The sequence below is a fragment of the Collimonas sp. genome (assembly GCF_035566375.1).
Classification (GTDB): domain Bacteria; phylum Pseudomonadota; class Gammaproteobacteria; order Burkholderiales; family Burkholderiaceae_D; genus Collimonas.
Genome location: NZ_DATMRK010000084.1, coordinates 64,313 through 78,342 on the forward strand (window position 1 = coordinate 64,313; position 14,030 = coordinate 78,342).

General features: G+C 58.3%; 10 protein-coding genes. 5 read left to right on the plus strand and 5 right to left on the minus strand.

Annotation, left to right across the window (positions count from 1 at the left end):
- Positions 1–552: 552 nt before the first annotated feature.
- From VNZ60_RS24680 to VNZ60_RS24695, 4 genes are all read right to left on the minus strand, one after another.
- Entirely contained in the window at positions 553–1,521 is a 969-nt protein-coding gene (locus tag VNZ60_RS24680; protein WP_414648973.1) for a YCF48-related protein, read from the minus strand.
- Between the two features lie 46 nt (positions 1,522–1,567).
- A complete protein-coding gene (locus VNZ60_RS24685; RefSeq protein ID WP_325663968.1) occupies positions 1,568–3,928 on the minus strand; it encodes an efflux RND transporter permease subunit in 2,361 nt (786 codons plus the stop codon).
- Positions 3,929–4,007: 79 nt separating this feature from the next.
- Positions 4,008–5,828 carry a DUF1302 domain-containing protein gene (locus VNZ60_RS24690; protein WP_325663969.1) on the minus strand — a complete coding sequence of 607 codons (1,821 nt, stop codon included), beginning with the start codon at positions 5,826–5,828 and terminating at the stop codon, positions 4,008–4,010.
- A 157-nt stretch (positions 5,829–5,985) separates the two neighbouring features.
- Entirely contained in the window at positions 5,986–7,368 is a 1,383-nt protein-coding gene (locus VNZ60_RS24695) for a DUF1329 domain-containing protein (protein WP_325663971.1), read from the minus strand.
- 469 nt (positions 7,369–7,837) lie between these two features.
- Here VNZ60_RS24695 and VNZ60_RS24700 point away from each other — a divergent pair, with 469 nt between their 5' ends.
- Together VNZ60_RS24700 and VNZ60_RS24705 are read left to right on the plus strand one after the other, a co-directional pair.
- Complete coding sequence (locus VNZ60_RS24700; RefSeq protein WP_325663973.1) at positions 7,838–8,860, plus strand: SGNH/GDSL hydrolase family protein; 1,023 nt, start codon at positions 7,838–7,840, stop codon at positions 8,858–8,860.
- A 180-nt stretch (positions 8,861–9,040) separates the two neighbouring features.
- Entirely contained in the window at positions 9,041–9,886 is an 846-nt protein-coding gene (locus tag VNZ60_RS24705) for a TorF family putative porin (protein ID WP_325663975.1), read from the plus strand.
- A gap of 27 nt (positions 9,887–9,913) precedes the next feature.
- Here the strand turns inward: VNZ60_RS24705 and VNZ60_RS24710 are convergent, their stop codons facing one another.
- Positions 9,914–11,218: a ferredoxin reductase family protein gene (locus VNZ60_RS24710; protein WP_325663977.1), complete on the minus strand. Its 1,305-nt coding sequence runs from the start codon at positions 11,216–11,218 to the stop codon at positions 9,914–9,916.
- A 166-nt stretch (positions 11,219–11,384) separates the two neighbouring features.
- Between VNZ60_RS24710 and VNZ60_RS24715 the strand changes: the two genes are divergently transcribed.
- The 3 genes from VNZ60_RS24715 (at position 11,385) to VNZ60_RS24725 (ending at position 13,980) form a co-directional block, all read left to right on the plus strand.
- Entirely contained in the window at positions 11,385–12,050 is a 666-nt protein-coding gene (locus VNZ60_RS24715) for a response regulator transcription factor (protein WP_325663979.1), read from the plus strand.
- Complete coding sequence (locus VNZ60_RS24720; RefSeq protein WP_325663981.1) at positions 12,043–13,449, plus strand: ATP-binding protein; 1,407 nt, start codon at positions 12,043–12,045, stop codon at positions 13,447–13,449. Before VNZ60_RS24715 ends, VNZ60_RS24720 begins: the two co-directional genes overlap by 8 nt.
- A gap of 123 nt (positions 13,450–13,572) precedes the next feature.
- Complete coding sequence (locus tag VNZ60_RS24725) at positions 13,573–13,980, plus strand: YgiW/YdeI family stress tolerance OB fold protein (RefSeq protein WP_325663983.1); 408 nt, start codon at positions 13,573–13,575, stop codon at positions 13,978–13,980.
- Positions 13,981–14,030 lie beyond the last annotated feature (50 nt).

The following is a 14,030-nucleotide window of genomic DNA, read 5'->3' on the forward strand; positions in this document are numbered from 1 at the left end:
TCATTCCGTTCCGCAACATATCGCTAGCGTGCGGGTCTTAAGTAAATGGCATGGCCCGCTTGTTTGATAAACGCCGCTGCAGAGTTTAGGTGCAGTACGGCGGAGAACACAAGCAGCAGGCACGATGCAACGCAGCACAGTTACGGAAAATTCACGGAAACTCACTGGAATTCATCGTCCTAAGTTAGCTATATAGTCGCGACAAAGGTTTTTTGCCGGATGACGATTTACGACAAGCACTTAGTTAAAAACGACGAAGCACTTGTCGTGCCATGACTGTTCCCTGCTGGCCTTGGCGCCAGCCGCCCGGCAAATCATGGGAATGTCGCAATACAGTCGATTTGCGTCGCCAGGGAATCAAAACCGGCAACGCGATAGCTGCCGCAAGGCAAGTCGCTTGCGATTGAGGTAATGCGGGAAAAATCTGATGTCTTATTGGGAGTTGCATGACATCGCCCCGGCAAGAGTCATCTGGGGTCAGAGTCAACTTTCGCAGTGCTTCATCGCGAAACTTGACTCTGACCCCAGTTAGCTGCGTTTGTTAAGCGCAAACTATTGTGCCAGCGGCCCATTGCTCGAAAAAAGCATAGGCGCCCCCGCCTGATTATCGACCACCGCCGTCAGTGCGGCGCGATCCGTACGCTGCTTGCCGCTGAAGCTGACGCCATTGTCGACGCTGAGCAAGGTGACGCCGTCGAGAGCAACCGCAAGCACCGACTTATCCGGCTGCTGGACCATGGCTGTGACCGAACTTTTGAAAGACGTCTTGGACGCCTGCCAACTGTCGCCGCCGTCCGCGCTGCGGTAAATCGTCCCGCGCAACCCGCCCACCAGCAAGGCGCCATCCTGCAAGGCGACCCCGCTCCAGAACGAACCGGCATAACCGGTCTCGACATAGCTCCAGCTGTTGCCGCCATCGGTCGAGCGGATTATCCGGCCTTGTTCGCAAGCGACGAACAAGGCGCCTTTGGCGTCGGCAAAGACCGCATATAAATTACGATCTGCTTTTTTTGTGCCCGGCGGTGGCGGCAGGCTGACGCTAGACCAGGTCGCGCCGCCGTCGGTGGTGTGCAGCATCAGCGACCATAAACCCACGGCCCAGCCTTCTTGCGGATTCCTGAAGTACAGCGAGAACAGCGGTTGGTCGACTTTGTTGTCGCTACGTTGCAGCGCCCATGATTCGCCGCCGTCGCTGGTTTTCAGGATCGCGCCCCAATGGCCGACCGCCCAGCCGGTGCTGGCGTCGGCGAACCAGACCGCGGTCAAGGTCGAACTGACCGGTACCGCCTTGGCTTGGCGGAAGGTTTTTCCATCGTCGTCCGAGAGCAGCACGACGCCATGGTCCCCTACCGTCACGATGCGCTTGCCGGCCCGCGTCGCCGCCAGGATCTGGGTGCTGGCGGCGGCGCTGAAATGCTCGGCCGGCAGGATCTGCAACTGCGGCTTGGGCTCCGGCGCAGGCGCCTGGTCGGCCGCCTGCGAAGTCCAGGAAACGCAGCAAAGGGCCAGCAGGCTGAGCATCGCAGCACGCCCTAGATTTGCATTGATATTTTTCATTTTCAGATTCCTAGTGACTAAACACGCCCGGCGCGCGCACCGCTTTACGGCGTGGAAAAATGCGTTCAAGCACGACCGCCAGCGCAGGCAAGGCGGTCATCGCCATGATCAGATTCACAATGAACATGAAGGCCAGCAACTTGCCCATGTCCGCCTGGAACTTGAGTGCCGAAAAACTCCAGGTGGCAACTCCGACGGCCAGCGTGATCGCGGTGAAAATGGTGGCCATGCCGACTTCCAGGATCGATTGTTCGATCGCCTTGACGATAGGCTGGCCGGCCGCCAGATGACCCTGCAGGCGGTTGTAGATATAGAAGGCGTAATCGACGCCGATCCCTACCGCCAGCACCATCACCGGCAAGGTCGCCACGGTCAGGCCGATCTCGAACTCTTTCATGAACCAGTAACCTATGAAGGTGCCGACCGTCAGCGGCAGGCAGCAGGCCAGCACCGCGCGCAAATCGCGGTAGACGACGAACACCAGCAGCATGATCGCGGCGTAAACATAGAGCATCATCGGCAGCTCGCTTTTCGCCACTTCGTCGTTGATCGCGGCCAGCACGCCGGCGTTGCCCGCCGCCAGCCTGACGGTGATGCCCGGCGTCGGGTGGCTGTCGCGGAATACCTTGATCGCATTGATGACGCGGTTGATGGTGGTTGCCTTATGGTCCGCCAGGTAAAGGTGGACCGCGGTCATGCTGCAATCCTTGTTCAGGTAACCGCGCACCCGCCCGATCTCGGTCGACAGGCCGGCATAGTTGCCGCTATCGATAGGCACCACGTTCATCTTTGGATTGCCTTCGTTATAACCCTGGTTGTAGCTGCGCAGGTTGTCTGCATACGAACTGATGGAGACGATGCCCGGCAGATTTTTCAGCGAATAGGCCAGGTTGTCGTCGAACACGCCGACCGCCGGACTTTCGCAAGACTCCGGCGGCGCCTGGATCACCACCGATAACCAGTCGAGGCCGACGTCGAAACTATTGGCGATGGATTCGGCGTCGCGGTTAAAGCGCGCTTCCGGCCGCAACTCCGGCGCCCCCGGCTGCAAGGTGCCGACCACGCGGTCGCGGCTTTGCCACACGGCGGTGGCGAATACGCCGCTCACCAGCAGCAGCGTAATCACTGCGTTGCGCGGCTCGGCCACTCGCGCCAGGGTGCGCAGCCAGCGTGCGCGCTGTTCGCGCTTGAGCATGGCCTTGTCGGCGTAGGCCTTGGTGAAATTAAAACAGGAAGCGGCCACCGGCAGCATCACCAGGTTAGTGATGATCTTGTAACCGACCCCGAGCGAGGCGGTGATCGCCAGTTCGCGAATCATCGGAATCGGGATCAGCAGCAGCGTGATGAACGATACCAAAGCCGTCACCAGCGCCAGCGTGCCAGGTATCAAGAGCCCGGTAAAACTATGCCGCGCCGCATCCATCGACGACTTGCCGTGCGCCAGTTCGCGGGTGATGAAATTGATCTGCTGGACGCCGTGCGAGACGCCGATGGCAAACACCAGGAACGGCACCAGCACCCCGAGCGGATCAAGGCCGAAACCCAACAGCCGCAGCGTGCCGAACTGCCATACCAGCGAAGTCAGCGAACAGACTATCGGTAGCACCGTGAAGCGCAGCGAGTGGCAGTACCAGTACACCGAGAGCGCGGTCAGCAGCAAGGCGATGGCGCAGAATACCAGCACCGATTTGGCGCCGTCGGCGATGTCGCCGATCTGCTTGGCGAAGCCGATGATCTGGATCTCGAAGCCGGCGTCCTCATATGGCTTGCGCAGTTTTTCTTCGAGCAGTTGGTTGTACTGGATGTAATCGATTTTCTTGCCGTCGGCGCCGGTCTCGCCGATTTCTGCCGTGATCATGGCGCTGCTCTGGTCGCGCGACACCAGCGAACCGACGAAGCCGCCTTCCGCCGTCGATTGCTTGATGCGGGCGATATCCTCCGGGCTCAGGCTGTCGGGCGTGACGGTGCCCGGGATGATCGGCTGCGAACGAAATCCCTCCTCGGTGATCTCGTTGATGAAGCTGTTCGGAGTCCACAAGGACTGCACGCCGAGGCGATCGACGTTGGGCAGATAGGCGGCCGCCTGCGTCACATTGTAGAGCCGGGTCAGCCCTTCCTTGGTCCAGATCGTGCCGTGCTTGGCCCTGACCACGACCGTCAACCGATTGGCGCCGAACAGGTCGGCGCGGTATTGCTGGAAGGTCCGCACGTATTCGTGACCGATCGGAATCTGTTTCTCGAAACCGGCGTCCATCCGCAACTGCAATGCAAAAAACGCCATCACTGCGGTGAGCGCGGCAAGTGTGCCCAGCACCAGCAGGCGGCGGGAAAAGAGCCAATGTTCCAGGCTTTGAATGGTTCTGTTTAACACGTGCGTTCCTCGTTCTCTATGTCACATTGCTCACGCTTCTGACAACACTGGCCGGATTACGTCCGGCCAGCGCGCACAGTTAAAAATTACGTGTCAGGAATGCGCCGATGAAATTGCGGTCGGAATACGGTTGCGACACTGCATTGCCGCCGTAGTACGCGGTGAAGTTGATCCCGGCCTGCCACACCTGCGGATTCTGGTTGAACAGCAGGTAGAAGTTGACCGATTTGGCGCCGGCCTCGTAGTTGGCGGAGAAGTTCGGCGTGTAGCCCTTGACCGCGTCATAGAAAGTAATGCCGGGCGTCACCTGCCAACCCGGAATCAAGGTGCCGTCGTAGGTCCAGTTAAAGTCGATGGTGGCGCCGAGCGAGGTCGAGCTGCCCTGCCCGGCGGCGATTGGATAGCCGAGCCCTGAGTTGTTGTTCAGCCAGGTGCCGTATGCTGCATCGGCCATTTGATACACCTGTTGCCCGTTCACGGTGCTGGTATATTTGGTGTTGGCGTTGACGCCGGGATATTTGATCATCGTCAGTTCTGCCGTGAACACCGCCAGGTCGGCGTTGATCAGTTTCAGCAGGGGCTGGGTGGTCTTGGTCATGTTCAACTGCGCGTTAATGTCGAACTGCACCTTCTTCATATCCTTCCAGGCGCGGCAGTTGGCCCCGCTCAGCAGGTTGGTATTGGCGTCCGCCGGTCCGCCTGCCAGATAACATCCCGACATCGCTACGGCATCGTGCGGCCGGTACGACAACTCGGAACCGATGGCCCATTCGCCCAGCGCAAAATTGGTGCTGACGCCAAGCAGGCTGCGATTCTGCAGATACGACCATTGCGACGAACCGTCGGCCAGATAAGACAGTACCGGCGCCTTGTCGGTGTAGTTCTCATAGTAAAAACCGAAATTGATGTCGGCGCCGTCAGGTTTATAGCCGACCTTCAGCCCGAACTGCGGCTTGTTGCCAGGCAAAACCGTTTTGTACTGGGCGCCGGTAGCGTTAAACGGTGCGCCGGCATAGACGCCATTCAGCAGATTCTGGTTGACGCCGTTCAGGAACTGGCTGTTCTTGCTATTCGGCCCGGCGATGGTGCCGGCGTCGATGCCAGCGACGTTGAAGTTCTGCGAATTGAACGACGCCGGTCCGGCGCCGCGCCCGAAGACGTCGGAAGCCGACCAGTAAGTGCCGACCGGCGGGTACTTGTTGCCGTTCCATTGGAATTGATAATAAGCCTCGGTCGAAAAGCCGGCCGGCAGGCTGCTGGCAAAGCTGAGCATCGGCGCCGGCAGCAAAGCTTGTTTCAGCTGGGTGCCGGGAATCAGCAATTTCTGGATATCGACCGAGTTGGTGGCGTTGATCCCGCCCGCGGCGAAATAACTTTCGCCCCAGTTGATCACCTGGTTACCCAGCCGCATATGGGCGCGCTCCTCGCCGATATTAAAGTCTTTCTGCCCCCAGAAATCGAGCAGTTGAATACTCTGCACGGCCTGGCTCTTGACGTCCGACGCCAGCGGCGTGCGCTCCGTGCTGTTGGCGGCAAAATCGTACATGCCGGTGCCGCGCACCAGGAATTTGTAACCCTCTTTCGGCATCGTCAGCAGCAGTTCGCTGGTGAAGCTGGTGTAACCGGTGAACGCCTGTCCTTTGCGGTAGTTCAGATTGCCGTCGTCGCCGTTGGCCCAGACGCCGGTGTTCGCCGCACTGCCGCAGCCGTGCGCATTGGGGTCCCCTGTCAGGCTGCAACTCGGGTTCTTTACGCGTACCCCAAGTCCACCTGTAATGTTCGAGACCCACGCCGCCTGCATGTCGCCAATTCCGGTATCGAAAGTAGTGGCACGCGCATGGCCGTAGGCCAAAGCCCCGCACACGGTTACCCCAACCAATCGAGTCATTGATTTGTTCATGTCTACTATCCCCAAATTCGTAAAAAAATCAGACCGGCCGTCTTCTTGAAAAGTATCGGCCAGGCCGGCGTTGCGCCCTACCCGCAACGCCAGCCGGTTTGCACCAACGCCAGCGACTATTCCTGCCGCTGGCGCTGGCGTTGGCGGCTATGCGGACTCAACGGTCGCTGATCGCGCCCAGGTTCTCGCCGGTGAAAAAGTTATCGGTCAAACGCGGATCGCTGGCTTCTGGAGGATAAAATTTCAAATCCTTGCCGGTGCCGACAATCGTTTCGTCAAACACATAACGGCCGCTGATCAAATCGTTGTAGACCGAAGCCACCGGCACGCAGGCGCCGATTTCGGATTGCGCGGTGATGTAGTTTTCCTTGGCCTTCCAGATCTTGCCCTGGGCGTCGTAATCGTCGCCAACCGTGACCAGCCAGCTATCTTCATCGACATACAAGGTTTTCTTGGGCGTCGAATGACGCACGCCGGCCTTCACCGTGCCTTCGATCTCCCACACCCGATGCAGCTCATAGCGGCGTAGCGCCGGCTTGACGAAATTCGGCCCCAGCGCGTCGTCCATCTTGGTATTGAAGCGCTGCATGGCGAAGTTGTTATACGGTACGTAGACTTCCTTCTTGCCGACGATCTTCCAGTCGAAGCGATCCGGGTTGCCGTAGAAACCGAAGGAAATATCGGCCGGATACTGGTTCTCGTAACCGATCAGCGGCGCATCGTAGGCATAGCTTGGCAGACGCCGCACCCGGCGCTGTCCGGTGAAGTAATAGTAGGTATCTGTATCCTTGTTGAAGTAATAACGCTGGACCGTGCCTTGGCCGGCCAGCGCGGCAGGTTCGGAATAGAGGTAATAAAAACCGTTTTGCAAACCCTTGGAATCCTGTGGCGAGTGCTGGCCTTTCTTGGCCCACGGATAATAGGACAATTGATTCCAGCGCGTGACGATGGGGTTGGTGGTTCCCGGACGCGGTGATACCACGGTATAACCGTCCGGCCACTCTGCCGCCACACCCTGATAGCGCATCAGCCAGTTCCACATCACCTCGATGCCCTTTTGCGGTACCGGGAAAGGCACGCCCGGCATGGTGGCGTTCTCCAGCGACCAGCCGTCCTTGGCAATCGACGCTTTCAGCGCACCGTCCTTGGTGTTCTTCTCGACAGCCTCAGGCAAGCCGCATTCGCGGTGGCTGGCATAGACCGGCATGGTGTAACCCTTGACCTGCTTCAGCATCTGGATCTGGCCCGGCGTCAGTTTGTCAGCGTATTTGTCGACGTTGGAGGCATCGATCACAAACAGCGGTTTTTCTGCCTTGTGTTTCCAGTAATCTTCGCGCAGCTTGCCGTACGACCAACCCGGCAACGGACTTTGCGTACCTGAAAATTCCGGGATCGAACTGTCCTTGTTGGCGGCCTTTTCGGCGCCGACCGCGGTCAGATCCTGCCCCAGCCGCGTCACATCCGCCGCTGTCACCGCCCACGCATTTCCGGCAATCAGACCCAACGCCGCCAACGCCCTCACAACATGTTTTGCTTTCATGATCCAGCTCCTCGCCAAACTTTCAGATGATGTGTCTTATAAAATCCCTCGACCCGGCTAAGGATCTTGAGTTTCTGTTGCGCTTTTCAGGCCGGCGTTTCGGATTGAAACATCGAGCTGAAACAAGCTTGCGGGAATCAAGCCAACGCAAAGGTGCCATGTTTTCATGCCGGATTAAGAAGGTACGGTGCACCACTGCACAGCCTAGAAATTACACGCTAAGCCGGGCCCAACTTGGGTATATTGCGACATACAATTGTCCGCCTGCGTCACACCTTGCCCAGTGTGGCAAGGCCGACAACTACCCGGCGCGCGATGCATTGCGGCATCAATCTGCCTCATCCGAAAATATCGCAGGCAATACGATAGCGATGCCGCTTTCTCCTTGTTTCGAGTCGCATCCGGCTAATTGATCATTGCCGCCTTGGCGCAGGATGTTGGGCAGGAAGCAAAAAAGAGAGGAGAAACAATGTCCAGAATGCTGTCGGTATGTGGTGTGATGGTCGGCGTCATGCTGATGGCTTGCGCTAGCGCTGCGCCGGCGCGCCCTTTCAGCAGGATTGTCGTGTTTGGCGACAGCTATTCGGACGCCGGCAACGCCAATGGTTCGCAAGCCCTGTCCAGATCGCTGCTGCAACCGAATGGCCCGGTCGCCGTGGATGCCGCGCTCAGCCAGGTCGAAGCACCGGACCGGGTGCATTATTGGCAGGGTCATTGGTCGAATGGCAAGACTGCCGTGGAGAAGCTCGCTGCGCGCTACAAAATTGCCTTGGATGACTATGCCGTGGGCGGTGCAAAAAGCGACGCCGGCAACTATTACACCTGGCTCACCCCATACATCAAGACCGGCGTTCTCGGCCAGATTGAACGTTTCAAGAAAACCTTGGGCAGCAAAGCCGGCGATCCGGATGCGCTCTGCGTGATCTTTATTTCCGCCAACGACTTATTTCTATACGTGGATAGCAATGTTGCCGATAGCAGCGCAATGCCGCTGACCACTTCGGCGCTGCAGGCGCTGGCAGACCAAAGCGTCGCCAACATCGACACCGCCCTGCAAGCATTAACAGCGCTGGGGGCGAAGCGCGTGATGGTGGTTGGCGTGCCGGATCTGAGTTTGCTGCCGTGGGCTCGCGGGCAGAATTTTCAGGGCCTTGTGAAAAAACCCGTGAATTTTGTCAATGAATCAAAGACCTTCCAAGACCGCATCAACAGCCGCCTGGCGTCCGAATTGCCGTCAAGCGCGCATCGCCTTGGGATACAGGTCTACTACTTCGACTACCTCGCGGCGAGCGTCGAGATTCGGAAGAATGCTGTAAAGAACGGCTATCGCAATCTCACAGATGCCTGCCAGCCGGGAGGCTCCACCGGTAACTTCCGCGCTGCGTGCAGCAACCCGGACAGTTACTATTTCTGGGACGAATATCATCCTACCCGGCGTACTCATCAATTGATCGCGAACGCGATGTACAAGGCCCTTGAGCGGCGGCCTTGACGGCGTCGCATTAACTCCAGACCGCCCCGGTTCGGCAATTTTCCTGCCGATGAAGCCTTGTTTCCGCCCTGCGGTAATCGCTTGCATGGTCCTGATCGCGCAAAAGCAATCAACAAAGCGATCGACAAAACAAGCAATCGATATCAAAATGGAAAGATATTAAAAGGGGGAATTGCCCAGATGCTTCAGAAATTCAGTAAGACCGCCATTTGCACATGCTGTGCCGCAGCCTTCACACTCGCTTATCAAGTACCGGCGCTGGCGCAAAGCGCCGATGGCGGCGCAGCCGCCGCGCCAGTCACCGCCACCCCGGCTTTCTCCGCCAATGCGACCATCGCCTCGCAATATGTGTCGCGCGGTTTCCGTCAGACCTGGGGCAATCCTGCGATCCAGGGCGGTGTCGATTACGCCCAGCCAAGCGGCTTGTTTGCCGGCACCTGGATGTCCAGCGTCAGCGATCATTTCATTGAAAACGGTTCAGTCGAATGGGATTTGTACGGCGGCTATACGGGCAGCGCCGGCGACCTGACATACACCGGGCAAATTTACTACTACCTCTACCCGGGTGCGGAAATCTCTTCTGCCAAAACCAGATACAACTACGGCGAAGCGGTTGCCTCGCTCACCTACAAATGGTTCAACGTCAAATACTGGCTGACCTACACACCCGATTATTTCGGTTATAACAGCGCCACGCTTGGCATCGGCAGCGGCCTGCACAGCCGCGGCTCGGGTTATCTGGATCTGAACGGTACTTTCGATCTGGGCAACGGTTATAGCCTGCTGCTGCATTACGGTAACGAGCGGGTGCGGAATTTTTCGGCTTACAGCTTTCAAGATGGCAAAGTGGCGCTCTCCAAGGCTTTCGACGGCGGTTGGACAGTGACCGGCGCCGTCACCAAGGGCTGGGGCAAGAACGGCGTGTATGACCGTTACACCACCGGCGTGCTGAATTCGGCCGGCGTCGCCGCTGTCTCCAATCCACTGGCGACCACGGTGGTGCTGTCGCTGACCAAGACCTTTTGATCGATCAGCGTATTAGGGCGTGTTGACCTAGCGCATGGCAAAATATTCGCGATGAAAACGCTGGGCCGGCAAGCCCATTCCGCGCCAAGCTTTTTTCAAACTGTCTCCAAACGCAGCAGGTCCGCAAAACCACAATTCTGCTTGCCGCGGTTGCTGCAAGCTGGCGGCAATCCGCTCAAAACCCAGATAACCGTCGCGCTGGCTATCGACCACTTCCAGACGCACGCCGACGGCGCCGCATGCTTGCTGCAAGCGCGCCACATACGGATCTTTGCCGGCGCCGCTGGTACAGTAGAAAAATACGATCGAGGTCTGCTTGCTTCCCTCTTTTGCCAAGTCTTCAAGGCGCGACAAAAACGGTGTAACGCCAATCCCTCCAGCCACCCAGACTTGTTCCGCTGCGCTTCCGGCAAAATCGAAACGGCCATACGGCCCTTCCACCCGCAGCATCTGCCCCGGATGCAAACGCGCAGCCAGGGTTTGCGTGTAATCGCCCAGCGGTTTGATCGCAAAACGCAGCGTATTGGGTGATGCTGCTGACGATGCGATGGTGAACGGATGGGCGCTCTCACCGTCGAAACGCAGATAGGCAAACTGGCCGGGCCGATGCACCAGGCCGTTGCCATCCAGCCGGCATTCGATTTCCAGCACGCCATTGCTCAGGGTATCGATCCTGCTGATGGTCCCGCTGACTTGGCGGCGGCGCCCGATCATGCCAGACAGCGACAGCAGCGCCGCTGCCGAACCGGCCAGCGCGCACAACGCAATCAGCATGCCGAGCGGCGTCAACCACAGCTTGACCGGCATCAGCATGACGGCGTGATAGGTCACCGCCAGGAAAGCCACGGCAAACAGGCGATGTATCTTGCGAAACCAGTGATAGGGAATCATCCGCAGCAGCGCAATCGCGATCATGGCCAGCATCAGGTAAGCCATCCATTCCCCCATATCCTTGGCCAGGCTGATCCATGCCGACACCGCGCCGTGGCCGCCGCCGTTGCCTGGCTTGGCCGCGATCCAGCCCCAGCCCGCCAGCCACTTGGGAACCAGTTTGATCATCCAGTGGGAGAAAAACAGCAAACCAGCGCCGATCCCGGCCCATTTATGCAGGCGGTAAGCTTTATCCATGCCGTTGACTTTTTGCTCCAGCCAGGCAGGACGGGTCGCCAGCACAATCACAAAACTCATCATCGCGTAAGCCAATACCCCGCTCATGACGATGCCTTCGCGACGCATGGCCCAGATGCCGCTATCGGCAAAGGCGTCCGGGTACACGCTGCAAGCCCACAGCAGCAGCGGTACAAGTATCAAACCCAAAAACCATTTCTTCATCAGATTGCTCCGTACTATTTGGTCGTCAATGGCAGGATGATAAAAAATTAGTCTTAAGCTAAGCTTATGCCTCAAACAGAAAGCGCCCTGGAGCGCGGCTAGCGGCCCGCCTTCCCCCAGGCGCTTCTTAAGATTCCCTTAACCAAGCCTTGCTAGGATTCATCCCATGCGCATCCTCCTCGTAGAAGACGACCCCTCGCTCGGTGCTACCGTGCAGTCCTGGCTCCAGCTTGACGGCTATGCGGTCGACTGGGTGCAGCGCGGCGATTCTGCCGCAACCGCCTTGCAAACCCACAGTTACGATTGCGTGCTGCTCGATCGCGGGTTGCCGGGCGCTTCGGGCGATCAGCTGCTCAGCGGCTTGCGCGCCGCCAGGGACGTGGTGCCGGTACTTATCATCACCGCCCGCGACACGTTGGCGGACCGGATTGAAGGCCTGGACCTGGGCGCCGACGACTATCTGGTCAAACCGTTTGACCTGGAAGAAATGTCTGCCCGCATCCGGGCCGCGATACGGCGTCATGGGCTGCACGCCGACAATCTTTTAAAACACGGCAACATCGAACTCGACAGCGCCGCCAAGCGCGTGACGCTGGGCGGCGCACCGATAGAACTGACCGCGCGCGAATTCGCGGTATTGCATGCCTTGATGCTGCGCCGCCGGCAGATAGTCACCCGCGCCCAGATCGAGGAAACTTTGTATGGCTGGGGTGATGAAGTGGAGAGCAATGCGATCGAAGTGCACATCCATCATCTGCGCAAAAAACTTGGGGCGGCGTCCATCGTCACCCTGCGCGGCCTCGGCTATCGCTTAAAAGAAGAACATGCCTGAACCGTCTCCAGACCAGACGGTCACCGCCAAGCAGCGCTCGTATTCGCTGCGCTGGCGTCTGCTGTGGACCGTACTCGGCACCAGCGCGCTGCTGTGGCTGGCCAGTCTCAGCATCATGGCATTCATCGCCTGGAACGAAACCAACGACGTCTTCGACGATGCATTGAAGGAATCCAGCTATCTGATCATGGCCGCCACCACAGATTTCAACGATCGCGGTTTGCTCAACGAGGCGGGAATCGGCGCCGGCGAGCCGCGCAAAGTGGACATTCAATATCAGATCGTAGTCGATGGCAGGGTGATCCAGCGCACCGGCAAGGCGCCGGCCACGCCTTTCATTCCTGATTTCGAACAGCGCAAGGGTTTCAAGAATATCGAGATCGACGGCAAGCGCTGGCGCATCTTCGTGGTGCGCAGCAAGGATGCCCATTTTGAAGTACAAGTCGGGCAGAAATTCAAGAAGCGCCTGGATATCCTGGAAGAACTGGCGGATAGCCTGGCCCTGCCGGTATTGCTGCTGCTGGCCCTGTTGGGCCTGGCCAGCTGGTATTGCGTCAGCCGCGTGATCAAGCCGATCAAGCTCACCGCCCATGCCTTGACGCAGAAATCGCGCGACGATTTGAAACCGGTCACCATCGACAATCAGCCGAGCGAACTGCAGCCGATCGTCAGTGCCTTGAACGGTGTATTGCTACGCCTGGATAGCGCACTGCAAGCCGAGCGCCGGTTTACCGCCGACGCCGCACATGAATTGCGTACGCCGCTGGCGGCTCTGCGCATGCATGTACAACTGCTGCAACGCCAGCATGGCGAGCTGGCGCTGCCATTTCAAAAACTGCGCGACGACATCGACCGCAGCACCGCCCTGGTTGAAAATCTGCTGGCGCTGGCGCGCCTGGATCCGCTCAACCAAGGCAGCTTGCAACGCCAGGAAATCTCGCTGCAGCAGTTCCTGCAGGAACTGCTGCAAAGCCATGCCGGCATGGCCGCACAGCGTGGTGTCACGCTGCAACTGCACTGCGATATCGATCACATGCAAATCAATCCCGAAATGATGCAGATCGCCCTGCGCAATCTGCTCGACAACGCCTTGCGCTACTGCCCAACAAACAGCGTCGTGGAGATTCAAGCCGGTCATCACCCCGGCCAGTTGCGCATCGCCATTTGCGATGACGGCCCGGGTGTCGACGCTGAACAACACGCCAGATTGAGCGAACGTTTTTTCCGCGTGCTGGGCAGCGGCGAGAGCGGCAATGGGCTGGGCTTGTCTATCGTGCACCGCATCGCCGAATTGCATGGTGCCAGATTATCGTTTGGCGGCGGTTTGCATGGCCGTGGTCTTGGCGTTTTCCTGGATTTTCCAAATCGGGAACAAGGCCAGCAGGATCAAATGCAATAATTATTTTGTTCTTAAGATAACGTTAAGCTTGGCGGAGTCTAATGGCATCAAGGTCAACGCACAGCAACTAGCGCGCTGAACCGATGCTATGAATAACTCCATCATCGTTATCAAGGACACACCATGAATCGCATCAGCAAAATTATCGCCATCACCGTTCTGGCCGCCAGCTCGACCGCAGTCATCGCCCAGGGCTACAGCGGCCCGTCAGCCACTTCGGTGTCCCCGGCCAGCCCCAGCTACACCGGCCCATCGGCCGTGCCGACCATGACTGCCAAGCAGTTGCTGGCCAATGGCGTGGATGATCAATACGTCACCCTGAACGGAAAACTGGTGCGTCACACCGGTGGCAAGCACTACGTTCTGGCCGACCCCAGCGGTGAAATCCAGGTAGAAATTTCACAGAAATATTTCCCTGCCAACCAAACCATCGACGCCAATACCGCAGTCGAGCTGACCGGAAAATTCGACAAGGAACGCTTTGGCACTTCGAAGCTGGAAGTCAAGCAAATCAAAGTGGTCACAAAATAAGCTGAAGGCAAAAAGGTTCTACCTGCCGCTCTGATGAAACAAAGACAGCG